This is a genomic window from Pseudomonas sp. St290 (assembly GCF_018325805.1).
GTDB lineage: Bacteria > Pseudomonadota > Gammaproteobacteria > Pseudomonadales > Pseudomonadaceae > Aquipseudomonas > Aquipseudomonas bijieensis.
Genome location: NZ_AP014703.1, coordinates 5,640,272 through 5,662,661, shown reverse-complemented (window position 1 = coordinate 5,662,661; position 22,390 = coordinate 5,640,272). Strand labels below are relative to the sequence as shown.

General features: G+C 61.2%; 23 protein-coding genes and 1 pseudogene. 9 read left to right on the top strand and 15 right to left on the bottom strand.

Annotated elements, in window-relative coordinates; translation table 11 throughout:
- Positions 1–100: 100 nt before the first annotated feature.
- Positions 101–1,261 (bottom strand): Do family serine endopeptidase AlgW, encoded by a 1,161-nt coding sequence (gene algW / locus PBDP_RS24735; protein WP_109754886.1) that lies wholly within the window; start codon positions 1,259–1,261, stop codon positions 101–103.
- 104 nt (positions 1,262–1,365) lie between these two features.
- Here algW and PBDP_RS24730 point away from each other — a divergent pair, with 104 nt between their 5' ends.
- The 3 genes from PBDP_RS24730 (at position 1,366) to cysN (ending at position 5,220) form a co-directional block, all read left to right on the top strand.
- On the top strand, positions 1,366–2,124 hold the full coding sequence (locus PBDP_RS24730; RefSeq protein ID WP_109754885.1) for a Nif3-like dinuclear metal center hexameric protein: 759 nt from the start codon (positions 1,366–1,368) through the stop codon (positions 2,122–2,124).
- A 270-nt stretch (positions 2,125–2,394) separates the two neighbouring features.
- Positions 2,395–3,312, top strand: coding sequence for a sulfate adenylyltransferase subunit CysD (gene cysD / locus PBDP_RS24725; RefSeq protein WP_003178041.1), 918 nt, complete (start codon positions 2,395–2,397; stop codon positions 3,310–3,312).
- 9 nt (positions 3,313–3,321) lie between these two features.
- Positions 3,322–5,220, top strand: coding sequence for a sulfate adenylyltransferase subunit CysN (gene cysN / locus PBDP_RS24720; RefSeq protein ID WP_109754883.1), 1,899 nt, complete (start codon positions 3,322–3,324; stop codon positions 5,218–5,220).
- A gap of 177 nt (positions 5,221–5,397) precedes the next feature.
- Here cysN and yihG read toward each other — a convergent pair whose 3' ends face one another.
- Genes yihG through PBDP_RS24705 form a run of 3 tightly spaced genes read right to left on the bottom strand, consistent with a single transcriptional unit; the run spans position 5,398 to position 8,803 of the window.
- Positions 5,398–6,306, bottom strand: coding sequence for a 1-acylglycerol-3-phosphate O-acyltransferase, YihG family (gene yihG / locus PBDP_RS24715; RefSeq protein ID WP_109754882.1), 909 nt, complete (start codon positions 6,304–6,306; stop codon positions 5,398–5,400).
- Positions 6,307–8,406, bottom strand: a complete 2,100-nt coding sequence (gene pta / locus PBDP_RS24710) for a phosphate acetyltransferase (protein ID WP_109754881.1) — start codon at positions 8,404–8,406, stop codon at positions 6,307–6,309.
- A 58-nt stretch (positions 8,407–8,464) separates the two neighbouring features.
- A complete protein-coding gene (locus PBDP_RS24705) occupies positions 8,465–8,803 on the bottom strand; it encodes a DUF3565 domain-containing protein (protein WP_109754940.1) in 339 nt (112 codons plus the stop codon).
- On the opposite strand from PBDP_RS24705, the gene PBDP_RS24700 reads away from it, so the two are divergent.
- The 3 genes from PBDP_RS24700 (at position 8,772) to PBDP_RS24690 (ending at position 11,211) form a co-directional block, all read left to right on the top strand.
- Positions 8,772–9,257, top strand: a complete 486-nt coding sequence (locus tag PBDP_RS24700) for an FKBP-type peptidyl-prolyl cis-trans isomerase (protein ID WP_003205467.1) — start codon at positions 8,772–8,774, stop codon at positions 9,255–9,257. The genes PBDP_RS24705 and PBDP_RS24700 overlap by 32 nt on opposite strands.
- Before the next feature lie 121 nt (positions 9,258–9,378).
- Positions 9,379–9,861 carry a glutathione peroxidase gene (locus PBDP_RS24695; RefSeq protein WP_109754880.1) on the top strand — a complete coding sequence of 161 codons (483 nt, stop codon included), beginning with the start codon at positions 9,379–9,381 and terminating at the stop codon, positions 9,859–9,861.
- 246 nt (positions 9,862–10,107) lie between these two features.
- On the top strand, positions 10,108–11,211 hold the full coding sequence (locus PBDP_RS24690) for an NADH:flavin oxidoreductase (protein ID WP_212801439.1): 1,104 nt from the start codon (positions 10,108–10,110) through the stop codon (positions 11,209–11,211).
- Positions 11,212–11,329: 118 nt separating this feature from the next.
- Here PBDP_RS24690 and PBDP_RS24685 read toward each other — a convergent pair whose 3' ends face one another.
- Together PBDP_RS24685 and cysZ are read right to left on the bottom strand one after the other, a co-directional pair.
- Positions 11,330–12,529 carry a glycosyltransferase family 4 protein gene (locus PBDP_RS24685; protein ID WP_116833429.1) on the bottom strand — a complete coding sequence of 400 codons (1,200 nt, stop codon included), beginning with the start codon at positions 12,527–12,529 and terminating at the stop codon, positions 11,330–11,332.
- A gap of 40 nt (positions 12,530–12,569) precedes the next feature.
- Positions 12,570–13,325 (bottom strand): sulfate transporter CysZ, encoded by a 756-nt coding sequence (gene cysZ / locus PBDP_RS24680; protein WP_109754877.1) that lies wholly within the window; start codon positions 13,323–13,325, stop codon positions 12,570–12,572.
- Between the two features lie 310 nt (positions 13,326–13,635).
- Here cysZ and trxB point away from each other — a divergent pair.
- Positions 13,636–14,597, top strand: a pseudogene (gene trxB, locus PBDP_RS24675) (thioredoxin-disulfide reductase).
- Positions 14,598–14,781: 184 nt separating this feature from the next.
- On the opposite strand, the gene PBDP_RS24670 reads toward trxB, so the two are convergent.
- From PBDP_RS24670 to PBDP_RS24640, 7 genes are all read right to left on the bottom strand, one after another.
- A complete protein-coding gene (locus PBDP_RS24670) occupies positions 14,782–16,032 on the bottom strand; it encodes a 2-aminoadipate transaminase (RefSeq protein WP_212801438.1) in 1,251 nt (416 codons plus the stop codon).
- 297 nt (positions 16,033–16,329) lie between these two features.
- Positions 16,330–16,668 carry a HopJ type III effector protein gene (locus tag PBDP_RS24665; RefSeq protein WP_212801437.1) on the bottom strand — a complete coding sequence of 113 codons (339 nt, stop codon included), beginning with the start codon at positions 16,666–16,668 and terminating at the stop codon, positions 16,330–16,332.
- On the bottom strand, positions 16,661–16,957 hold the full coding sequence (locus tag PBDP_RS24660) for a DUF1244 domain-containing protein (RefSeq protein ID WP_063324421.1): 297 nt from the start codon (positions 16,955–16,957) through the stop codon (positions 16,661–16,663). Before PBDP_RS24660 ends, PBDP_RS24665 begins: the two co-directional genes overlap by 8 nt.
- Before the next feature lie 104 nt (positions 16,958–17,061).
- Positions 17,062–17,433: a dihydroneopterin triphosphate 2'-epimerase gene (gene folX, locus PBDP_RS24655; RefSeq protein WP_003178065.1), complete on the bottom strand. Its 372-nt coding sequence runs from the start codon at positions 17,431–17,433 to the stop codon at positions 17,062–17,064.
- Complete coding sequence (gene folE / locus PBDP_RS24650) at positions 17,434–17,994, bottom strand: GTP cyclohydrolase I FolE (protein WP_109754874.1); 561 nt, start codon at positions 17,992–17,994, stop codon at positions 17,434–17,436. It abuts the gene before it with no gap.
- A 20-nt stretch (positions 17,995–18,014) separates the two neighbouring features.
- A complete protein-coding gene (folM, locus tag PBDP_RS24645) occupies positions 18,015–18,725 on the bottom strand; it encodes a dihydromonapterin reductase (RefSeq protein WP_116833426.1) in 711 nt (236 codons plus the stop codon).
- Between the two features lie 95 nt (positions 18,726–18,820).
- Positions 18,821–19,381: an antibiotic biosynthesis monooxygenase gene (locus tag PBDP_RS24640; RefSeq protein ID WP_116833425.1), complete on the bottom strand. Its 561-nt coding sequence runs from the start codon at positions 19,379–19,381 to the stop codon at positions 18,821–18,823.
- 209 nt (positions 19,382–19,590) lie between these two features.
- On the opposite strand from PBDP_RS24640, the gene PBDP_RS24635 reads away from it, so the two are divergent.
- Positions 19,591–20,550, top strand: coding sequence for a MerR family transcriptional regulator (locus tag PBDP_RS24635; RefSeq protein WP_212801436.1), 960 nt, complete (start codon positions 19,591–19,593; stop codon positions 20,548–20,550).
- A gap of 1 nt (position 20,551) precedes the next feature.
- Here PBDP_RS24635 and PBDP_RS24630 read toward each other — a convergent pair whose 3' ends face one another.
- Together PBDP_RS24630 and PBDP_RS24625 are read right to left on the bottom strand one after the other, a co-directional pair.
- A complete protein-coding gene (locus tag PBDP_RS24630; RefSeq protein ID WP_109754870.1) occupies positions 20,552–21,157 on the bottom strand; it encodes a hypothetical protein in 606 nt (201 codons plus the stop codon).
- Between the two features lie 54 nt (positions 21,158–21,211).
- Entirely contained in the window at positions 21,212–21,685 is a 474-nt protein-coding gene (locus tag PBDP_RS24625) for a PAS domain-containing protein (protein ID WP_212801435.1), read from the bottom strand.
- Between the two features lie 155 nt (positions 21,686–21,840).
- Between PBDP_RS24625 and PBDP_RS24620 the strand changes: the two genes are divergently transcribed.
- Entirely contained in the window at positions 21,841–22,296 is a 456-nt protein-coding gene (locus tag PBDP_RS24620) for a flavodoxin (protein ID WP_109754868.1), read from the top strand.
- The last annotated feature ends 94 nt before the right edge of the window (positions 22,297–22,390 follow it).

The window sequence follows — 22,390 nt, the reverse complement described above, 5'->3', positions numbered from 1 at the left end:
TGATGCGATCAGTCTGGGTTTTTGCGGTGGCAGGTTCAGGGCTGCTGTGCAGCCCAGCGGGAGCAAGCTCCCTCGCCACGGGGATGGGGGCTGTTGCGGCTTACTGCTCTTCCTTGACCGCCGCTGGTGCGGGCGGTGGGCGCAGGCCGATTTCAGCGGTGAGCTTGAGCTCCTTGCCGTTGCGCATGACCTGGATGGTCACCTTGTCGGTGGGCTTGATCCGCGCCACCTGGTTCATCGAGCGGCGGCCATCGCCGGCCGGTTCGCCATCGATGCTCAGGATCACATCGCCCAACTGCAGGCCGGCCTTCTGCGCCGGGCCGTCGCGGAAAATCCCCGCCACCACGATGCCGGGCCGCCCGGACAAACCGAAGGACTCCGCCAGTTCCTGGGTCAGCGGCTGGACTTCAATCCCCAGCCAGCCGCGAATCACCTGGCCGTGTTCGATGATGGACTTCATCACCTCCATCGCCAGCTTCACCGGAATGGCGAAGCCGATGCCCTGGCTGCCACCGGACTTGGAGAAGATCGCCGTGTTGATCCCGGTAAGGTTGCCGTTGGCATCCACCAGCGCACCGCCGGAGTTGCCGGGGTTGATCGCGGCGTCGGTCTGGATGAAATCCTCGTAGTTGTTCAGGCCCAACTGATTGCGCCCGGTGGCGCTGATGATGCCCATGGTCACGGTCTGGCCAACGCCGAACGGGTTGCCGATGGCCAGGGTCACGTCGCCGATGCGGATGCTGTCGGAGCGGCCGATGGTAATGGCCGGCAGGTTCTTGAGGTCGATCTTCAGCACCGCGAGATCGGTTTCCGGGTCGCTGCCGATCACCCGGGCCAGGGTCTCACGACCGTCCTTGAGGGCCACCACGATCTGATCGGCACCGCTGGTGACGTGGTTGTTGGTCAAGATATAACCTTCCGGGCTCATGATTACGCCCGACCCCAGGCTCGACTCCATGCGCTTCTGCTTGGGCGAGTTGTCGCCGAAGAAACGCCGGAATTGCGGGTCTTCGAACAGCGGATGGCTGGGTTTGTTGATGACCTTGGTGGTGTACAGGTTCACCACGGCCGGCGCGGCGGTGGTCACGGCATCGGCGTAGGACACCGGCCCCTGTTGCACCGCCTTGCTTTGCGGCGCCTGCTGCAAGTTGACGTCGAGGCTCGGCAGCCCGACCCATTCCGGGTAGCGCTGGATAATCAGTAGAGCGACAAGCACGCCGGCCAACAGCGGCCAGCCGGAAAAACGCAGCGCCTTGAGCATTAAGCACGTCCTACAAAGGTTGCAGGCGGTATGAGACCGCCCATAATGTCGCGCATTATACGAGGCCGCGCGCGCCTCTGAACGGGATATTTAGGAGTCTTTTCATGGCCGTAGCCCTGAGCACCCTGGTCGAAGAAGCGGACCGTTACCTGGCGAGCAGCCGGATTGCCGATTACTGCCCCAATGGCCTGCAGGTCGAAGGCGCGCCCCAGGTGATGCGCATTGTCAGTGGCGTCACCGCCAGCCAGGCCTTGCTCGACGCTGCAGTCGAGGCCGAGGCCGACCTGGTGCTGGTGCATCACGGTTATTTCTGGAAGGGCGAGAACCCCTGTGTCACCGGCATGAAACAACGTCGCCTGAAAACGTTGCTCAAGCATGACATCAGCCTGCTGGCTTACCACTTGCCGTTGGACCTGCACCCCGAGGTGGGCAATAACGTGCAACTGGCCCGTCAGTTGGACATCACCGTCGAGGGACCGCTGGATCCGGACAACCCCAAGATTGTCGGCCTGGTCGGTTCCCTGTCCGAACCGATGACGGCGCGGGACTTTGCGCGCAAGGTCCAGGAAACCATGGGGCGCGAGCCCTTGCTGATCGAAGGCGAGCAGATGATCCGCCGGGTCGGCTGGTGCACCGGCGGCGGCCAGGGCTATATCGACCAGGCCGTGCTGGCTGGCGTCGACCTGTACCTCAGCGGCGAGGCCTCGGAGCAGACATTCCACAGTGCGCGGGAAAACGGCATCAGCTTCATCGCCGCCGGGCACCATGCGACTGAGCGCTATGGTGTGCAGGCGCTGGGCGATTACCTGGCGCGACGCTTTGCCCTGGAACATATCTTCATCGATTGTCCGAATCCCATCTGACTAACGCTGAACTGAATGTGGAAGCGGGCCTGTGGGAGCAAAGCTTGCTCGCGATAGCGGCGTTGCATGTGCCGACGTCATCGCGAGCAAGCTTTGCTCCCACAGAGTTCACTGGCTCCCACAGAGGGCATTGCAATACCCGAACCACCAGGCATATCCATATGCTGTTTCGATCTAGTTGGCGCCCTGATTAGAAGAGGTCGCTGTGCTAGGATTCCCCGCTCGAACACGGCCCGCTGGCCGTTCATAAGAAAGTTTTCGTGAGTAGCCATGGTCGACAAACTGACGCATCTGAAACAGCTGGAGGCGGAAAGCATCCACATCATCCGCGAGGTGGCCGCCGAGTTCGATAACCCGGTGATGCTGTACTCCATCGGTAAAGACTCCGCCGTGATGCTGCACCTGGCACGCAAGGCGTTCTTCCCCGGCAAGCTGCCGTTTCCGGTGATGCACGTCGACACCCGCTGGAAATTCCAGGAAATGTACAAGTTCCGCGATCGCATGGTCGAGGAGCTGGGCCTGGACCTGATCACTCACGTGAACCCGGATGGCGTGGCCCAGGGCATCAACCCGTTCACCCACGGCAGTGCCAAGCACACCGACATCATGAAGACCGAAGGCCTCAAGCAGGCCTTGGACAAATATGGTTTCGACGCCGCGTTCGGCGGTGCCCGTCGCGATGAAGAGAAATCCCGTGCCAAGGAGCGCGTGTATTCGTTCCGCGACAGCAAGCACCGCTGGGACCCGAAGAACCAGCGTCCGGAGCTGTGGAACGTCTACAACGGCAAGGTCAACAAGGGCGAGTCGATCCGCGTGTTCCCGTTGTCGAACTGGACCGAGCTGGACATCTGGCAGTACATCTACCTCGAAGGCATCCCGATCGTGCCGCTGTACTTCGCCGCCGAGCGTGAAGTGATCGAGAAGAACGGCACGCTGATCATGATCGACGACGAGCGCATCCTTGAGCACCTGTCCGACGAAGACAAGGCCCGCATCGTCAAGAAGAAAGTGCGTTTCCGTACCCTTGGCTGCTACCCGTTGACGGGCGCGGTGGAGTCCGAGGCCGAAAGCCTGACGGACATCATCCAGGAAATGCTCCTGACGCGAACTTCCGAGCGCCAGGGCCGGGTCATCGACCACGATGGCGCAGGCTCGATGGAAGATAAAAAACGTCAAGGTTATTTCTAAGGGGCTGTCATGTCGCATCAATCTGATTTGATCAGCGAGGACATCCTCGCCTACCTGGGCCAGCACGAGCGTAAAGAGCTGCTGCGCTTTTTGACCTGCGGTAACGTCGACGACGGCAAGAGCACCCTGATCGGGCGCCTGCTGCACGACTCCAAGATGATCTACGAAGATCACCTGGAAGCCATCACCCGCGATTCGAAGAAAGTCGGCACCACCGGTGACGACATCGACCTGGCGCTGCTGGTGGACGGCCTGCAGGCCGAGCGCGAGCAAGGCATCACCATCGACGTTGCGTACCGCTACTTCTCCACCGCCAAGCGCAAATTCATCATCGCCGATACGCCCGGCCATGAGCAGTACACCCGCAACATGGCCACCGGTGCTTCCACCTGTGACCTGGCGATCATCCTGGTAGACGCCCGCTACGGCGTGCAGACCCAGACCCGTCGCCACAGCTTCATTGCCTCGTTGCTGGGCATCAAGCACATCGTCGTGGCCATCAACAAGATGGACCTCAAGGACTTCGACCAGGGTGTGTTCGAGTCGATCAAGGCTGACTACCTGAAGTTCGCCGAAGGCTTGAAGATGAAGCCCACCAGCATGCACTTCGTGCCGATGTCTGCCCTCAAGGGTGACAACGTGGTGAACAAGTCCGAGCGCTCGCCGTGGTACACCGGCCAGTCGCTGATGGAAATCCTCGAGACCGTGGAAGTGGCGGGTGACCGTAACTTCACCGACCTGCGCTTCCCGGTGCAGTACGTCAACCGTCCGAACCTGAACTTCCGCGGCTTCGCCGGCACCCTCGCCAGCGGCATCGTGCACAAGGGCGACGAAGTGGTGGTGCTGCCGTCGGGCAAGAGCAGCCGCGTGAAATCCATCGTCACCTTCGAAGGCGAGCTGGAACACGCCGGTCCTGGCCAGGCGGTCACACTGACCATGGAAGACGAGATCGACATCTCCCGTGGCGACCTGCTGGTGCATGCCGACAACGTGCCGCCGGTGACCGACAGCTTCGAAGCGATGCTGGTGTGGATGGCCGAAGAACCGATGCTGCCGGGCAAGAAATACGACATCAAGCGCGCCACCAGCTACGTGCCGGGCTCGATTGCCAGCATCGTCAACAAGGTTGACGTGAACACCCTGGAAGAGGGACCGGCCAGCGCGCTGCAGCTCAACGAAATCGGCAAGGTGAAGATCGCCCTCGATGCACCGATCGCCCTGGACGGTTACGAGAGCAACCGCACCACCGGCGCGTTCATCGTCATCGATCGTCTGACCAACGGCACGGTCGGCGCCGGCATGATCGTCGCCCAGCCGCTGGCCCATGGCAGCAGCACGCACCACGGCAAACTGGCTCATGTGTCGGTTGAAGAACGCGCCCAGCGCTTCGGCCAGCAACCGGCCACGGTCTTGTTCAGTGGCCTGTCGGGCGCCGGCAAGAGCACGCTGGCCTATGCGGTGGAACGCAAGTTGTTCGACCTGGGCCGTGCAGTCTTCGTCCTCGATGGCCAGAATCTGCGCCATGACTTGAACAAAGGCCTGCCGCAGGACCGTGCCGGGCGCACCGAGAACTGGCGTCGTGCGGCCCACGTTGCCCGTCAGTTCAACGAGGCCGGCTTGCTGACCCTCGCTGCGTTCGTTGCGCCGAATGCCGAAGGGCGTGAGCAGGCCAAGGACCTGATCGGTCGGGAGCGTTTGCTGACGGTCTATGTCCAGGCCTCGCCAGCGGTCTGCGCCCAGCGTGATCCGCAAGGGCTGTACGCCGCTGCTGGTGACAACATCCCGGGCGAATCCTTCCCGTATGACGTGCCGCTGGATGCCGACCTGGTGATCGACACCCAGTCGCTGACGCTGGAAGAAAGCGTCAAGCAGGTGCTGGATCTGCTGCGCAAGCGTGGAGCGATCTAACCAACGCGGCAGTCAATAAAAAGCCCGCAGGTGAGCAATCATCTGCGGGCTTTTCATTTATCTGGAGCCAACTCGGTTAACTGTGGGAGCGAGCCTGCTCGCGATAGCGGTGGGTCAGTCTCCATTTATCCACGCTGAGACACCGCAATCGCGAGCAGGCTCGCTCCCACAAGGGATTCAGTGGCGGTCTGGATACTCCCGATGCATCTGCGCAAGCAGCGCATCCTTGTCCTGCCACAACTGGTTGATCCAGCCCTGGAACTCCAGGCGGTACACACCGTCCTGATCGTAGTTCTTGCCAATGAACTGCGGCGGGATCTTCAGTTCCTGGAAATGCACCACCACCTCTTCCACGTTGCCGCAGAGCAAATCCCAATACCCTGGACGACCGCTCGGATAATGGATCGTCACGTTGATGATCGACTCCAGTTGCTCACCCATGGCGTCGAGTACAAACGCGATGCCGCCGGCCTTGGGCTTGAGCAGGTAGCGAAACGGTGACTGCTGTTGGGCATGTTTGCCTTCGGTGAAGCGCGTGCCTTCGACGAAGTTGAAGATGCCCACCGGATTGTCGCGAAACTTCGCGCAGGTCTTGCGGGTGGTTTCCAGGTCCTTGCCCTTCTTTTCCGGATGCTTTTCCAGGTACGCCTTGGAATAGCGCTTCATGAACGGGAACCCCAGCGCCCACCAGGCCAGGCCGATCACCGGCACCCAGATCAGCTCCTGCTTGAGGAAAAACTTCAATGGCCGGATGCGCCGGTTCAGCACGTACTGCAACACCATGATGTCGACCCAGCTCTGGTGGTTGCTGGTGACCAGGTATGAGTGCTGGTAGTCCAGGCCTTCCAGGCCGCTGAGGTGCCAGCGGGTGCGGCGTAGCAGGTTCATCCAGGCCTTGTTGTTGCTGATCCAGGTTTCGTGGATGTGGCCCATCAACCAGTCGGTGCAGCGCTGGGCAGCGGGGAAGGGCAGTAGCAGTTTGAAAATCGCCACGATGAACAACGGCGTGCAGCAGGCGATGGTATTGAGCGCCAACAGCAGCGAGGCAATCACGCCCCGCAGTGGGACAGGCAGGAAATCCAGCATTTAAATATCCAGGGGGCGGTTGGCGGCTTGGATCGCGGTCAGGGCGATGGTGTATACGATGTCGTCGACTTGGGCGCCACGCGGCAAGTCGTTCACCGGTTTGCGCAGGCCTTGCAGCATCGGCCCGAGGCTGACGCAATCGGCGCTGCGTTGCACGGCCTTGTGGGTGGTGTTGCCGGTGTTCAGGTCCGGGAAGATGAATACCGTCGCCCGACCGGCCACCTGGCTGTTGGGTGCCAGTTGCCGCGCCACGGTTTCGTTGGCGGCGGCGTCGTATTGCAAGGGGCCGTCGATCAGCAAGCCGTGTTGCGCCTCGTGGGCCAGCAAGGTGGCTTCGCGGACTTTCTCCACTTCCTCGCCACTGGCTGACTCGCCGCTGGAATAGCTGAGCATCGCCACCCGTGGGGTGATGCCGAACGCGGCGGCCGAGTCGGCGCTTTGCAGGGCAATTTCCGCCAGTTCCGCGGCGCTGGGGTGCGGGTTCATCACGCAGTCGCCATACACCAGCACTTCTTCGGGGAACAGCATGAAAAACACCGAAGACACGAGGGAGCAACCCGGCGCGGTCTTGATCAGTTGCAGGGCCGGACGGATGGTGTTGGCAGTGGAGTGGATGACCCCGGACACCAGCCCGTCCACCTCGTCCAGCGCCAGCATCATGGTGCCGATCACCACGGTGTCTTCCAACTGCTGCTCGGCCATCGGTGCGTTCAGGCTTTTGCTTTTGCGCAACCTCACCATCGGTTCCACGTAACGCTCGCGAATCGAATCGGGGTCGAGAATCTCCAGCCCTGGCGGCAACTCGATGCCTTGGGCACGGGCCACCGCCTCGACGTCGGCCGGTTTGGCCAGCAACACGCAGCGGGCAATGCCCCGGGCCTGGCAAATGGCGGCGGCCTGGACGGTCAATGGTTCGCTGCCTTCGGGCAGCACGATGCGCTTGTTGGCAGCCTGGGCGCGCTGGATCAACTGGTAGCGGAATACCGCCGGCGACAGACGCATTTCCCGTGGCGTGCCGCAGCGCTGGTGCAGCCAGTTGGCGTCCAGGTGGCTGGCGACAAAATCGGTGATGATCTCCGCACGTTCGCGGTCATCGATAGGAATTTCCTTGTTCAGTCCGTTGAGCAGGTTGGCGGTGTCATAGGAGCCGGTGCTCACCGACAGCACCGGCAGCCCGGCCTGCAAGGCGCCTCGGCACAGGTCCATGATGCGTGGGTCGGGCAGGGTATCGCTGGTCAGCAGCAAGCCGGCCAGCGGCACACCGTTGAGCGCTGCCAGGCTCACCGCGAGGATGATGTCGTCGCGATCGCCGGGAGTCACCACCAGCACGCCGGGCTTGAGCAGCTCCACGGTGTTGCGCATGGTGCGCGCGCAAATGATGATGTTGCTCATGCGCCGGGTTTCGTAGTCGCCGGCATTGAGCACCTGGGCGCCCATCAGGTCGGCCACGTCGCGGGTGCGCGGGGCGTTGAGTTCAGGGCGAAACGGGATGCAACCGAGCAGGCGGAAATCGCCGCTGCGCAACAGCGGCGAGTGCTCCTTGAGGCGTGCGGAAAACGCCTCCATGCTTTCGTCGGCGCGGACCTTGTTCAGGATCACCCCGAGGACTTTCGGATCTTTCGGCCCACCGAACAGTTGCGCCTGCAATTCCACCCGGCCGGACAGCTCGGCCAGTACTTCGTTTTCTGGCGCCGACACCAGGATGACTTCGGCGTCGAGGCTCTTGGCCAGGTGCAGGTTGACCCGGGCGGCGTAGCTGGCGCTGCGGGTCGGGACCATGCCTTCGACCACCAGCACGTCTTTGCCGATGGCGGCCTGTTGGTAAAGGGTGATGATTTCTTCCAGCAACTCATCGAGCTGGCCGTCGCCGAGCATGCGCTCGACATGCGCCAGGCCCAGGGGCTGTGGGGGCTTGAGGCCGTGGGTACGGGCCACCAGTTCAGTGGAGCGCTCCGGCCCGGTATCACCGGGGTGAGGCTGGGCAATGGGTTTGAAAAAGCCGACTTTCAGCCCGGCTCGTTCGAGGGTACGCACCAGCCCGAGGCTGATGGAGGTCAGACCCACACCAAAATCGGTGGGCGCGATAAAAAAAGTTTGCATGCGGATTCTCTAAAGGTGCATGGCAAGGGCGAGGCTATAACTGCCGTCTACCGTCAATTCAGTCGCCAAGGTTATCGCTAACCGGGCCCTGCGCGCACCAGCCGCAATCAAAGGGCTGGCCTATTTTTTCAACGCGTTGCGCCGGATCCAGCACCCAGGCCCGGGACTGCCACGGCGGCTGGTGGCGCAGATGCTGGGTGTGGCCACAGGACAGCTCGGCCACCCAGTGTCCGTCCTCGTCCTGATGCAAACCCGTGACCGTCGGTCTGTTCGAGCAGGCCCGTTTGTCCGGGTTCCGTTCGCTTTCGGGCAAATCCTTGTTTAGACTTGTCCGTTCTTCATTCTTATGCAAAAGGTCTCGCCCCATGCTGATCGCCGCCAATAAGGCTGTCTCCATCGACTATACCCTGACCAACGACGCTGGTGAGGTCATCGACAGCTCTGCCGGCGGCGCTCCGCTGGTCTACCTGCATGGCGCAGGCAACATCATCCAGGGTCTGGAAAAAGCCCTGGAAGGTAAAACGGTCGGTGACGACCTGAACGTTACCGTCGAACCGGAAGACGCCTATGGCGAGTACTCCGCCGAACTGGTCAGCACCCTGAGCCGCAGCATGTTCGAAGGCGTGGATGAGCTGGAAGTGGGCATGCAGTTCCACGCCTCGGCGCCCGATGGCCAGATGCAGATCGTCACCATCCGCGACCTGGAAGGCGACGACGTCACCGTTGACGGCAACCACCCGTTGGCCGGCCAGCGCTTGAACTTCAAAGTCAAGATCGTCGACATCCGTGATGCCAGCCAGGAAGAAATCGCTCATGGTCACGTCCATGGCGAAGGTGGTCATCACCACTGATTTCTGCGCTACGCTCAAGTGACCAGTGAACTGAAAAGGCGCCATGCGGCGCCTTTTTAGTCGGTTGCTGTTAGCATCACCCATGGCTGTTTCGAAAAGATCCGCAAACCTGGAGTTCGTCATGAGTGCTTTTCACGACCTTAAACTCAAAGCCCTGGATGGTCAGGAGCTTGCTCTGGCACCGTTCAAGGGGCAAGTCGTGCTGGTGGTCAACGTCGCCTCCAAATGTGGCCTGACGCCTCAGTACGCGGCGCTGGAAAATCTCTATCAGCAATACAAGGCCAAAGGCTTTACCGTCCTGGGCCTGCCCTGCAATCAGTTCGCCGGGCAAGAGCCCGGGACCGAGCAGGAAATCCAGGAGTTTTGCAGCCTCAACTATGGCGTGACGTTCCCGCTGTCCAGCAAGCTGGACGTGAACGGTCATGATCGTCACCAGTTGTACCGCTTGCTCGCGGGCGAGGGGGCCGAGTTTCCCGGGGACATTACCTGGAACTTCGAAAAATTCCTCCTCGGCAAGGACGGCCGGGTGTTGGCGCGATTCTCACCGCGCACGGCGCCGGATGATCCTGCCGTGATCCAGGCGATCGAAAAAGCGCTGAGCTGAAGCCAGGCACTGGACTTCGTGGCGAGGGAGCTTGCTCCCGCTCGGTTGCGCAGCAACCGCAAAAAAGGGGCCGCTACGCAGCCCAGCGGGAGCAAGCTCCCTCGCCACAGATGTCGCATTGAGCCATCGCCTCACTGCTCCCTTTTGATCCTTAATCATTCAAATCAATAGTGCTACCCAGCGCTGTCCATGCTCCATATTATCGTCGTCATATCCGACCTGTGACTTCGTCCCGTGGAGTGCCTCATGCCTGTAAAAGCCTTGTTCAAACCCTTCCACCTCGGCGCGTTCGAGTTGCCGACCCGGGTGGTGATGGCGCCGATGACCCGTTCCTTTTCGCCCGGTGGCGTACCCAATGCCAAGGTGGTCGAGTATTACCGTCGCCGCGCGGCGGCTGGGGTCGGCCTGATCATCACCGAGGGCACGACGGTCGGGCACAAGGCTTCCAACGGCTACCCGAACGTGCCGCATTTCTATGGCGATGCGGCTTTGGCCGGCTGGAAGAAAGTGGTGGATGCAGTGCACGCCGAAGGCGGCAAGATCGTTCCGCAGTTGTGGCATGTGGGCAACGTGCGCCGCCTTGGCACCGAGCCGGATGCCAGCGTGCCGGGTTATGGCCCGAGCGAGAAACTCAAGGACGGCCAGGTGGTGGTCCACGGCATGACCCAGACCGATATCGACGAGGTCATCGCTGCGTTTGCCCAAGCGGCAAAAGATGCCCAGGGCATCGGCATGGACGGCGTGGAAATCCACGGTGCCCACGGCTACCTGGTGGACCAGTTCTTCTGGGAAGGCAGCAACCAGCGTACCGACGGTTACGGCGGCACCCTGGCCAACCGTTCGCGCTTTGCGATCGAATTGATCCGTGCCGTGCGCGCCGCGGTGGGCGAGGGTTTCCCGATCATTTTCCGGTTCTCCCAATGGAAGCAGCAGGATTACACCGCGCGCCTGGTGCAGAGCCCCGAAGCCCTGGGCGAATTCCTCAAGCCGTTGTCCGAAGCCGGCGTGGATATTTTCCACTGCTCGACACGGCGCTTCTGGGAGCCGGAGTTCGACGGTTCCGAACTGAACCTGGCCGGCTGGACCCGCAAACTCACCGGCAAGCCCACCATCACTGTCGGCAGCGTCGGCCTGGATGGCGAGTTCCTGCAGTTTATGGTCAACACCGACAAAGTCGCGCAACCGGCCAGCCTGAAGAAGCTGCTGGAGCGCCTGAACAATGATGAGTTCGACCTGGTGGCGGTGGGGCGCGCGCTGCTGGTGGATCCGGACTGGGCGCAAAAAGTGCGTGAAGGGCGCGAGCAGGAGATCTTGCCATTCAGTCGTGAGGCGTTGATGACCCTGGTTTAAGCGGCGCCTTCCAGGGCCTCATCGCGGGCAAGCCTTGCTCCCACAGGATTATCAGCTGTTCACAAGTAATGTGTTCACTGAAGTCCCATGTGGGAGCAAGGCTTGCCCGCGATGCTTTTCAGCGTGGCGACACTGCTTGTGGCAACGGCAGTTCGCTCTGACAAACCCCGCGCAACTGCGCCTCGAACTGCTCGATCACCGACGCCCAGCCCTGGCGGCTGGCGTGTTGGCGGGCATTGAGCCGCACGCACCGTAAGGCCTCGCGCTCATCCAGCAACCAGCGGGCCGCGTCGCAGAAGGCTTCTTCATCCCCCGGCATTGCAAGTACGCCGTTGTAACCATGACGGATGTGTTGCGCCGCCGCGGCCTGATCGTAGGCCACCACGCCCAGCCCGGACGCCAGCGCCTCCAACACCACGTTGCCGAAGGTTTCGGTCAGGCTCGGAAAGACAAACACATCCCCGGACGCATAATGGCTGGCCAGCGCTTCGCCGCGTTGCGAGCCACAAAAGATCGCTTCAGGCAGTTCCTGCTCCAGCGCGGACCTTTGCGGGCCGTCGCCGACCACCACCAGTTTCATCCGTCGCTGCGGGAAAGCGCTGCACAGTGTGGCGAAACAGCGCTTGAGCAATCCGAGGTTTTTCTCTGGTGCCAGGCGTCCGACATGGATCACGGCGATGTCATCGTCGCCCAGGCCCCACGCCTCACGCAGGCTCGCTGAACGCTTGATCGGATGGAACAGTTGACTGTCCACGCCGCGAGACAGCAGTGCCACGCGCTCGAAGTGGCGTCGCTCCAGTTCCAGGCGCTGGCTGAGGCTGGGCACCAAGGTCAGGCTGGAGCGGTTGTGAAACCAGCGCAGGTAATGGGTGAGCCCGCGACTCAACAGCCCGAGGCCGTACTGCTGGGTGTATTGCTGGAAGTTGGTGTGGAAACCACTGACCACCGAGATGCCCAGGCGTCGTGCCGCGCGCAGTGCCGACAAACCCAGCGGCCCTTCCGTGGCGATGTACAGTACGTCCGGACGATGGCGTTTCCAGCGCCTGAGCAGTTTGTGCATGGACGCCTGGCCCCATTGCAAACCCGGATAGCCCGGTAGCGGCCAGCCCCGGCACAGCAGCAACTGCTCGTCACTGGCCTGGCGTCGGTCGTCGACCTGGCGAGGCCGTATCAGTTCGACTTGATGCCCACGGGCACGCAGGCCGTCGTACAGGCGGCCCAGGGTATTGGCCACGCCATTGATTTCCGGCGGGAAGGTTTCAGTGATCAGGGTAATGTGCAGGGGTGTGGTCATGACCCCAGTGTCGACCGGGGCCATTTCGTCATTGTGACGCCAGGATGATGGATTTGTGACCGACTCAGCCCTGCCGGGCCAACGCGGTCTCGGCGCCTTGCTCGCGCACCCAGAACAACGTCGCCCCAGCCACCGCCGCCGGCATCATCAGGATGTTCACCACCGGGATCAGCAGCACCAGGTACACGCTGCCGCCAAAGCCCAGGCTCTGCCAGCGTTTTTCCCGCAGCCAGGCGAGCATCTCGTTCCAGCCCAGCTTGTGGTTGTCCGCCGGGTAGTCGATGTACTGGATCGCCATCATCCACACGCCGAACAGCAGCCACAGCGGTGCCGCCACCAGGTTGACCACGGGGATGAACGACAGCACGAACAGCCCCAGGGCGCGGGGCAGGAAGTAGCCAAGCTTGCGCGCTTCCCGGCCAAGGGTACGCGGGATCATGGCGATCAACTCGCCCCAACTGAACGCCGGGAAGTCGTCTGTGCCGCGGACGACCACTTCGACTTTCTCCGCGAGAAAACCGTTGAACGGTGCGGCGATGATGTTGGCGAGCATGGTGAAGGTGAAAAATACCATCAGTACGACGAGCACCACGAACAGCGGCCAGAGAATGTAGCTGAGGAAACTCAGCCAGTCCGGCAGCGACGGCATCAGCGTATCGACCCACAGGCTGAACTGATGGCCGGCCAGGTAAATCAAGCCGACGAACAGCACCAGGTTGATCGCCAGGGGCAAGAGCACGAACAGGCGCAGGCCCGGGCTCAAGACCAGCTTGAGGCCTTCTCGCAAATATTGCGGGCCGGACAGGACGGGGGCGGGCATAGGTGGCTCCGAGCGAAGGTGAACGCGCCGACCTTACCGGCTTTGCCCCGCCTGGGAAAGCGGCGACATGGCGTGTAACAACGTTTCTTGCGCTGAAGGCGCCTATTGGAAGGACCGCTGGGCATAGAGCTCACCTATGAGCTGGATTGTTAAACCGTATTTCCTTAATCTTCGCTCCCTCGATACGCTGCACCCATTCTTTTTCAGGACTGTCGAAACCAGCCTTCCCCAAGTGCGTCAACGGTCCTTTTTTATTCACGCCGCTCACCCGGCGTTCCGGCCCTCAAGGTCCGGTCAACAGGAGCAGGTCATGTCTGAAGTGCGTCATTCGCGAGTGATTATTCTCGGTTCCGGCCCTGCCGGTTACAGCGCTGCGGTTTATGCGGCCCGTGCCAACCTCAAGCCGCTGCTGATCACCGGCATGCAGGCCGGCGGTCAATTGACCACCACCACCGAAGTCGACAACTGGCCGGGCGACGTCCACGGCCTGACCGGCCCGGCGCTGATGGAGCGCATGAAAGAACACGCCGAGCGTTTCGAGACCGAAATCGTTTTCGACCACATCAATGCCGTGGATTTCGCCGCCAAGCCCTACACCCTGACCGGCGACAGCGCGACCTACACCTGCGATGCCCTGATCATCGCCACCGGTGCCAGCGCTCGTTACCTGGGCCTGCCGTCGGAAGAAGCCTTCATGGGCAAAGGTGTTTCCGCCTGCGCCACCTGCGACGGTTTCTTCTACCGCAACAAGCCAGTGGCAGTGGTCGGTGGCGGCAACACCGCGGTCGAGGAAGCGCTGTACCTGGCGAACATCGCCAGCACGGTCACCCTGATCCACCGTCGCGAAACCTTCCGCGCCGAGAAGATCCTGATCGATAAGCTCAATGCCCGCGTGGCCGAAGGCAAGATCATCCTCAAGCTCAACGCAACCCTGGACGAAGTGCTGGGCGACAACATGGGCGTGACCGGTGCCCGCCTGAAAAACAACGACGGCAGCTTTGACGAGATCAAGGTTGACGGCGTCTTCATCGCCATCGGCCACACCCCGAACACCTCGCTGTTCGAAGGCCAGCTGGAACTCAAGGACGGCTACCTGGTGGTCAAGGGGGGCGCGACGGTAACGCTACCGCTACCAGCGTCGAAGGTATCTTCGCGGCCGGCGACGTGGCTGACCACGTCTACCGCCAAGCCATCACCTCGGCCGGCGCCGGCTGCATGGCGGCCCTGGACACCGAGCGCTACCTGGATGGCCTGCAGAACGCTTCGTTCTGATCCGTCAGGCACAGAAAAACCGGCTTCGGCCGGTTTTTTTATGCCCGGATTTATCACTTTCCTCCTGTGGGAGCGAGCCTGATCGCGATGGCGACAGATCAGTCGGTATAGAGATGTCTGACACACCGCTATCGCGAGCAGGCTCGCTCCCACAGGTTTTGGTTTGGTCAGGAGAGTCCGTAGTTCAGGACAGCCGCGCCAGGCACGTTTCCAAAATATCCAACCCTTCTTCGAGTACCGCCGCCTCGGTCGTCAACGGCGCCAGCAGCCGAATGATATGCCGCGATTTACCACTGGGCATCAGCAGCAAGCCCGACTCCCGTGCCAGGGCCAGCAACTGCGTCAGTTGTGCCGAGGCCGGTGTGCCGTCGGCGTGGGCCAGTTCTATACCGCGCATCGCGCCGACGCCGGTCAGGCGGCCCAGGTAGGGCGTTAGCCCACGACGCCGCCAGGATTCGTAGCGGCTGACGATCGCCTCTTCCTGTTGCGAGCCCCAGGCGTGCAGCTTGGCGTCGGTCATTTCATCCAGGGTCGCCAGGGCGGCGGCGCAGGCGATGGGGTTGCCGGAATAAGTGCCGCCCAGGCCGCCCTTGGGCAGGTTGTCCAGCAGCGCCTTGCGTCCCACCACAGCCCCCAGAGGCACGCCGCCGGCAATACTTTTGCCCAGCAGAATCAGGTCTGGTTCGATGCCCAGTCGCGAGAACGCAAAGCGTTGGCCGGTGCGGCCGAAGCCGGACTGGATCTCATCGATGATCAGCACAATGCCCTTCTCGTCGCAGAACTGTCGCAGGGCCTGGGCGAAGGCTATGTCCATCGCCAGGAAGCCGGCTTCGCCCTGCACCGGTTCGACAATGAAACAGGCCACGTCACTCACATCGATCTCGACGCTGAACAGCCGCTCCATGGCCTTCAAGGCCTCTTCGCAGGTTACGCCGTTGTCCTGGCTGGGGTAGGGCAGGTGATACACCGGCCCGGGCAATACGCCGACTTTCTGTTTGTAGGGCGCGACCTTGCCGTTGAGGTTGAGGGTCGCCAGGGTGCGGCCGTGAAAAGCACCGTCAAACGCGATCACAGCGGTACGGCCCGTGGCACCACGCACGATCTTCAAGGCGTTTTCCGCCGCCTCGGCGCCGCTGTTGGTGAGCATGCCGCTGACCGGGTAATCCACCGGGACAAACGTCGCCAGGCGCTCCATCAACTCAATGTAGGGGGCGTGGGGAGCGGCATTGAAGGCGTAGTGAGTCAGCCGGGTCGCTTGTTCACGGATCGCCTCGACGATGCGTGGATGACAATGGCCGAGGTTCAACACACCGATGCCGCCGACGAAATCGATGTAGCGTTTACCGTTGGTGTCCCAGACCTCGGCATTTTTGCCATGGCTGAGGCTGACGGGATGCACGATGGAGATCGACTGGCTGATGGTTTCGCTGCTCATGGATGACGGCTCGGACGGAGGAGAAATTTCCGTTATCTAAGCCGCGAGCAGAGGGGGCCGGCAAACGAAATAAAGTTGCCGGGTCAATCTTAAAAGTCGGGATGTGGTGAGGTGCCACTGACTTGGGATGTGCACTGTGGCGAGGGAGCTTGCTCCCGCTGGGGCGCGAAGCGGCCCCGAAACCTGGCAACCCGGAGTGTCAGGCAAATTGAGTTTGACTGTTTGGGGCTGCTGCGCAGCCCAGCGGGAGCAAGCTCCCTCGCCACAAAAGCGGACCCCGTCACAAAAGCGGGACGATCAGCGCCGTTGCAACGGCTGCGCTTCGAATCTCACACCCGCCAGCCCATGGACCATCAGCGCCCGGATATTGCCGTGATCACTGCCTTCAGGCGTGGCCAGCACCGAACGGTAGTGTTCGCCAAACGCCAGCAGCGCTTCTTCATCGCTCAGGCCTTCGAGCAGGGCCAGGCCCAGGGTCTTGCACGAGCCTTCGTTCTGCCCGGCGGCGTTGTGCACGCCGCCGTTGTCGAAGGCCTGGGGCTGGTAGTCGTAGTCGGCGGCGATAAAGGCCAGGGTGTCGGCGAAGGCATGTTCGCCGCTCTTGAGGCGGGTACGCAGGGTATTGAGATCAGGCATCGGGTTTTCCTTTGGCGAACGCCGCCTGTTGTTCGGCGCTGGCTTCTTTCTGGTATTGGGCTTTCCACTCGGCGTACGGCATGCCGTAGACCACTTCGCGGGCGTCGTCGAGGCTGACCTCGATCTGGCGTTCATCGGCGGCGGCCTTGTACCACTTGGACAGGCAGTTGCGGCAGAAGCCGGCGAGGTTCATCAGGTCGATGTTCTGCACATCCTTGCGGCTGTCCAGGTGGGCAACCAGCCGACGGAAAGCGGCGGCTTCGAGCTCGAGGCGTTGTTGGTCGTTCATGATGGTCTCTGACGAACAGCTTCAAGCGGCGTGCTTCAAGCTGTGGGATGGATTGCAGTGACGACAAGCTTACCGCTTGAGGGCTGCGTCTGAAAACGTGCCACTCAGCGGCTTGCCGCAAGGGTAATCGACACCGACTCGGCGAATCGCAAGGCGTGGGGCTTGTCGACTTCGACTTCGGCGTACAGCACCGACTCGTTGGCCATGACCAGGTCGAGCAATTCCTGGGTCAGGCGTTCGAGCAGGGCGAAGCGGTTGCCTTCCACGTGGGCGATGATTGCCTTGGTAATGGTGCGGTAGTTCAGCGCATGGTCGATGTCGTTGTCGCGCACCGCCTCCTGGGCGGCGTAGAGGATGGTCAGGTTGATCAACACATCCTGCTTGTTGAGGATTTCATCCTCGTTGATCCCGATGAAGGTGCGCAGACGCAGGTCCTTGACCTTGATGCGTGCCATGGCTGGCTGAAGTTGTGGCATTTACTTGCTCCGTCGAATCAATTGCAGGAACTCCTGGCGCGTGGTGCTGGAATCGCGAAAAGCGCCGAGCATCACCGAGGTGTTCATGGTCGAGTTCTGTTTTTCGACACCGCGCATCATCATGCACATGTGCTGGGCCTCGATCACCACCGCCACGCCAGCGGCCTGGGTGACTTGCTGCACCGCGTCGGCGATTTGCCGGGTCAGGTTCTCCTGGATTTGCAGGCGGCGGGCGAACATGTCCACCAGCCGGGCGATCTTCGACAGCCCCAGGACCTTGCCCGTAGGAATATAAGCCACATGGGCCTTGCCGATGAAGGGCAACAGGTGATGTTCGCAGAGTGAATAGAGTTCGATGTCGGCGACGATGATCATTTCATCGCTGTCAGAAGCGAACAGTGCGCCATTGACGATCTGCTCGACGCTTTGTTCATAACCATGGCAAAGGTACTGCATGGCCTTGGCGGCACGAGCCGGGGTATCGAGCAGCCCCTCGCGCTCGGGGTTTTCCCCCAGGCCGATGAGGATCTCGCGGTAGTTCTGGGGCAGGGATAGCGTCATGGTGCATCCTCGAAACAAGGCTATTTGACGTGCCGCCCGCCGTTGACGGTCAGGGTCGTGCCGGTGACATAAGGGTTGTCCAGCAGATAACGCAGGCTCTGGTAGATCACTTCGCTGCCGGGTTCGATACCCAGCGCGGACTTGGCCAGGGCCTTGGCGCGGTAAGTCGCGTCGTCCTCGGGGTTGAACAGTAGCAGGGCAGGGGCGATGCCGTTGACCTTGATCGCCGGTGCGAACTTCGCCGCGAACGACAGTGTCAGGCTTTCCAGGCCAGCCTTGGTGGCGCAGTAGGCGATATGCCGGGCGCTGCCCTTGCGGGTCACGTCATCGCTGATGTGCACGATATCTGCCGGCGTTGAACGCTGCAGTAGCTCTGCGCTGTGCAGGTTGATCAGGTATGGCGCGAGCATGTGCACGCCGAACATGGCGTTGAGGGCCGCCGCTTCGCTGCCCGGACTTTCGGCCAGCCAGGCCGAGGCGTTGTGCACGATGGCGCGCAGCCGGTCGGTGTGCTGCTTGAGTTGTTCGATAAAGGCCAGGATCCCCGCTTCGCTGGATAAGTCGGCGAACAGCATCACCGCGCCCAGGTCCCGCAGCGTCTGCACGCCCGGGCGTTCGGTGCGATAGGTCGCAATCACCGGTTGCCCGTCTTCCAGCAATCGCCGGGCGCAATGCAGGCCGACGCGCTGGGCTGCGCCAGTGATCAGGATCGGAGCGGTGGCGCTGGACATAGGACGACTCGGTTCGCGGCAAGAGCAAAACTATAACAGCGCCGCAGGGTGTGTCCTATGTACAAAGGTGAATCCAGTGCTGTCTTGTGGGAGCATCAGTGATTCTGAGTCGCCGGCAACCTTCGCTGCGGCGCGCCGTTGAGCCAGTTCGCCAGCAGATGGGTCGACATCGGGATAAACAGGTAGACCATCAGCGGCGTCAGGATCAGCGTGCTGATGAACACGCGGCTCAACAAACCCAGTTCGCCCAGCAGCGGCCCCAACAGGAAATTGAACAACAGCGACACGGGAAAGAACGCGAGCCAGATGGCCACGGCCTGTTTCCAACGGGGCGGACGCTGGCCGATCGTGCCAAACCAGCCATCGATGCCACGTACCCGGTGTTCGGAGGGGTGGGCAAACAGATCGCTGCCCCGTCCCAGCCAGGCCGTGCGTGAGGCGGAGTGTTCCCAGGCGTGCAGCGTCTGCTCGTCGGCAAAACGGAAGATAATCTGGAATTCATCGTCCTGGGGCGGTGGCGCGAGTACGCCGGAACCCAGGTAGCCGGGAAAATCGGTGGCCAGTTGTTCACCTTCGCGCAACCAGGCGATCAGATCCTGATAGCGTCCATTGGCGACGCGGCGGGCAACCATCAGGGTGACGGGTGAGGTAGACATTATGCATCTCCGTAAGACAGGCGCGGCACTCCGGGTAGGAGGTTCGCGGGGGACGCCCCGGGGTGGTGGGTAGCGTCTGGTCGCCAAAAGACAGGCAAGGATTATTCCCGATTGCGCATAAAACAACAAAACCGCGCATTATCCTTGTCATGACATGTCTTGGGGGGAGTAAACTGGGATCCAATTTCCCAGCCGGAATTGTCTCCCCAATGAGTGTGATTACAGAAGATAGCTTTGTTTTCCAGGCATCAAATGCCTTGAAACGGGAAGATCTGTTCCCCATTCGTGAAGTCGCGCGCATGACCGGCGTGAATCCGGTGACCCTGCGCGCCTGGGAGCGGCGCTACGGTTTGATCCAGCCTACCCGCACCGAAAGCGGGCATCGCCTGTACTCGTTGGGCGATATTGATAAGGTGCGCAGCATTCTGGCGTGGATCGAACGCGGGGTGGCGGTAAGCAAAGTAGGAACGATCCTGGCGAAGACCGAGTCGGTGCAACCCGTCTCCACGCTGATTTCATCCGACCTGGTCAGGACCGATCATGCCCGTTGGCAACAACAAGTGGCGGACGCGGTGGCCTGCTTTGACGATGTGGAGCTGGATCGCGTCTACGGGCAGGTCTTTTCCACCTACACCGTCCCGGTCGTATTCCAGGACATCCTGATGCCGCTCTGGCGCCAATTGATGCAGCGTCAGCAGGCGTTCGGACAAACCAGTGAATGGGTTTTTTTCGATGGTTTCCTGCGTTCGCGCATCATCCAGCGGCTCTTGTTCAAGCGCGAAGGTGCGTCGCCGCGTGTCCTGGTCTGCGCCATTGCCGATCATTGTCATGAGCTGGAGCTGCTGGTCGCGGGGCTGTTCCTGTCCAAGGCGGAAGTGGGCGTCAGGCTGTTATCGATCGGCCTGCCGTTCGAGGAATTGACCCTGGTGTGCCAGAAGATCCAGCCTGTGGCATTGGTGCTGGTCTCCAATCATGCGCCGGTCCCGGACTTGCCCAAGCGCCTGGGCAAATTGGCGATGAGCCTGGATTGTCCGCTGATGCTGGCCGGTGATGCATCTGACTTGGCGCAGGAAAGCCTGATGGGCTCGTCAATCGGTTGCCTGGGCAACGAAGGAGCGGTGATGCCCCAGCGCCTGCGTCAATTTCTGGCAGGCAACCTGGATACTTGAGTTAGAGATGCATGGTTGGATGGGTCAGGCGATGTTGCTGCAGGATGTACTGGCGCAGGCGTTCCGTCTCGTCCTGGTCATTCTGGCTCAGATGGTAGGCAAACAGGCCTTGATCGGTTTCCCGTTCGAAGGTGCCTCGTAACGAAATTCTCTCGTAGCCCGATGGGCTGAACCACAAGGCAAACTGCTTCGGCGGCTTGGCACGACTGCGGTTTTCCAGCAATACGCCCTTGCAGGACACTTCGTGGACCCACAGCGGTCCCGGTTGCCCCTTGATATTTTCCAGCGCTACCGGCTCTTCGAGCGCCAGGCGCCATGGGCGAATCTTCGGTCCGTCTTCGTAGATGCTCGGCACACCCAAGCGCAGGTGCATCGCATGGAATTCGTCTTCCACCAGATGCAGCGGAAAGGTCATCTGCTGGTTTTCGAAATTGGCTTGCAGCGTAACCTGCTCATTGGCGGCCAGACGTGTCAGCAAGTCACGGATCTGCGACCCACCGTTTACCAGCAAGCTCGACGTGACATCCCGCTCGTTCAATTGCGGGTTGTGTTGCATGGTGCGGATGAAATCCAGTTCATCCTGCGTCAGGAGGGCATCGCGCTGCATGATCTGCTCGAAATGATAATTTACATTTTCACTGGTGATTGTAGTGACTGACCATTAATTCGTGGTTTTGTTTACACCGTTCGTCGCTTCAAGCCGGGCAATTGTCTCTCGTGCTTCGGCCAGCTCCCGTTCCAGCTGGGCGACGCGTTGTTGAGCCTTGACCTGGGCCGTGACATCTTTTTGCACACCCACGAAATAGGTATGCCCGTCAGTCTGGTTTTTTACCGTGGACAGCGACAACTCATTCCAGAACGGCGTGCCGTCCTTACGGTAGTTGCGCAACACCTCGCGGCAAGCACCGCCCTCTTTCAAGGCCTGGCGAATAGGCTCCAGAGAGGCTTGGTCCCGATCACCCGATTGCAGGAACCGGCAATCCTGATAAAGGATTTCGTCGCGCTGATAGCCGGTCAATCGTTCGAAGGCCGGGTTCACGTAGATCAGGATGTTGTCTTCGCCTTCTTTTTCGGCGATGACAATTCCGTCGTTCGAAGCGTTGATGACCAGTTGCATCAGTTGAGCGTTGATCATGGAGAAAATCCCCTTTGAACGTCCGTGTTGGAGCTGCATTCTAGAAGAAATCGTTAGGCTGTCCACTGGCCATTATGGCTGTCGAGAGCCATTCGCAGCCAGGCAGGTGCAACTGTTACTATCCCGGCTCTTTTTTCAGGTTCAGGATCAGATTGATGAAAGTCGCCATCCTTTCCGGCTCGGTATACGGCACAGCCGAAGAAGTCGCCCGGCACGCCGCCAAACTGCTTCGCGATGCGGGTTTTGACGCCTGGCACGACCCTCGCGCGACCCTGGCGGATGTCCAGGCATTCGCGCCAGAGGCGCTGCTGGCGGTGACTTCCACGACCGGCATGGGTGAGTTGCCGGACAATTTGATGCCGTTGTATTCGACCATCCGCGACCAATTGCCAGGTTTTTTTCGCGGCTTGCCTGGCGCGGTGATCGGCCTGGGCGATGCCAGCTATGGGGATACCTTCTGCGCCGGCGGCGAGCAGATGTGCGAGCTGTTCGCCGAATTGGGCGTGCGTGAAATACTGCCGATGCTGCGTCTGGACGCCAGTGAAAGCGTCACACCGGAAACCGATGCCGAGCCGTGGCTCGCGGAGTTGATCGACACGTTGCGCCCTTGAAGCGCAGGCGCTGACTCGTTCGGCCAGTAAGCTGGCTGCCAATGCAACTACCGCCTCTGAAAGACCTGACTAGACTGATTTTCTTGCGTACGAC

What these genes read in the sequence shown, in the direction of transcription:
- PBDP_RS24630 (WP_109754870.1), bottom strand. Translation starts at nt 21,157, where the DNA reads ATGCAGCGCGATGCCCTCCTGACGCAGGATGAACTGGATTTCATCCGC.
- folE (WP_109754874.1), bottom strand. Translation starts at nt 17,994, where the DNA reads ATGACGCTATCCCTGCCCCAGAACTACCGCGAGATCCTCATCGGCCTG.
- folX (WP_003178065.1), bottom strand. Translation starts at nt 17,433, where the DNA reads ATGCCACAACTTCAGCCAGCCATGGCACGCATCAAGGTCAAGGACCTG.
- PBDP_RS24690 (WP_212801439.1), top strand. Translation starts at nt 10,108, where the DNA reads ATGCCTGTAAAAGCCTTGTTCAAACCCTTCCACCTCGGCGCGTTCGAG.
- PBDP_RS24730 (WP_109754885.1), top strand. Translation starts at nt 1,366, where the DNA reads ATGGCCGTAGCCCTGAGCACCCTGGTCGAAGAAGCGGACCGTTACCTG.
- yihG (WP_109754882.1), bottom strand. Translation starts at nt 6,306, where the DNA reads ATGCTGGATTTCCTGCCTGTCCCACTGCGGGGCGTGATTGCCTCGCTG.
- pta (WP_109754881.1), bottom strand. Translation starts at nt 8,406, where the DNA reads ATGCAAACTTTTTTTATCGCGCCCACCGATTTTGGTGTGGGTCTGACC.
- PBDP_RS24670 (WP_212801438.1), bottom strand. Translation starts at nt 16,032, where the DNA reads ATGAGCAGCGAAACCATCAGCCAGTCGATCTCCATCGTGCATCCCGTC.
- PBDP_RS24705 (WP_109754940.1), bottom strand. Translation starts at nt 8,803, where the DNA reads ATGGAGACAGCCTTATTGGCGGCGATCAGCATGGGGCGAGACCTTTTG.
- PBDP_RS24640 (WP_116833425.1), bottom strand. Translation starts at nt 19,381, where the DNA reads ATGTCTACCTCACCCGTCACCCTGATGGTTGCCCGCCGCGTCGCCAAT.
- algW (WP_109754886.1), bottom strand. Translation starts at nt 1,261, where the DNA reads ATGCTCAAGGCGCTGCGTTTTTCCGGCTGGCCGCTGTTGGCCGGCGTG.
- cysZ (WP_109754877.1), bottom strand. Translation starts at nt 13,325, where the DNA reads ATGCCCGCCCCCGTCCTGTCCGGCCCGCAATATTTGCGAGAAGGCCTC.
- PBDP_RS24620 (WP_109754868.1), top strand. Translation starts at nt 21,841, where the DNA reads ATGAAAGTCGCCATCCTTTCCGGCTCGGTATACGGCACAGCCGAAGAA.
- PBDP_RS24695 (WP_109754880.1), top strand. Translation starts at nt 9,379, where the DNA reads ATGAGTGCTTTTCACGACCTTAAACTCAAAGCCCTGGATGGTCAGGAG.
- PBDP_RS24665 (WP_212801437.1), bottom strand. Translation starts at nt 16,668, where the DNA reads ATGCCTGATCTCAATACCCTGCGTACCCGCCTCAAGAGCGGCGAACAT.
- PBDP_RS24700 (WP_003205467.1), top strand. Translation starts at nt 8,772, where the DNA reads ATGCTGATCGCCGCCAATAAGGCTGTCTCCATCGACTATACCCTGACC.
- cysN (WP_109754883.1), top strand. Translation starts at nt 3,322, where the DNA reads ATGTCGCATCAATCTGATTTGATCAGCGAGGACATCCTCGCCTACCTG.
- PBDP_RS24685 (WP_116833429.1), bottom strand. Translation starts at nt 12,529, where the DNA reads ATGGCCCCGGTCGACACTGGGGTCATGACCACACCCCTGCACATTACC.
- cysD (WP_003178041.1), top strand. Translation starts at nt 2,395, where the DNA reads ATGGTCGACAAACTGACGCATCTGAAACAGCTGGAGGCGGAAAGCATC.
- folM (WP_116833426.1), bottom strand. Translation starts at nt 18,725, where the DNA reads ATGTCCAGCGCCACCGCTCCGATCCTGATCACTGGCGCAGCCCAGCGC.
- PBDP_RS24660 (WP_063324421.1), bottom strand. Translation starts at nt 16,957, where the DNA reads ATGAACGACCAACAACGCCTCGAGCTCGAAGCCGCCGCTTTCCGTCGG.
- PBDP_RS24625 (WP_212801435.1), bottom strand. Translation starts at nt 21,685, where the DNA reads ATGATCAACGCTCAACTGATGCAACTGGTCATCAACGCTTCGAACGAC.
- PBDP_RS24635 (WP_212801436.1), top strand. Translation starts at nt 19,591, where the DNA reads ATGAGTGTGATTACAGAAGATAGCTTTGTTTTCCAGGCATCAAATGCC.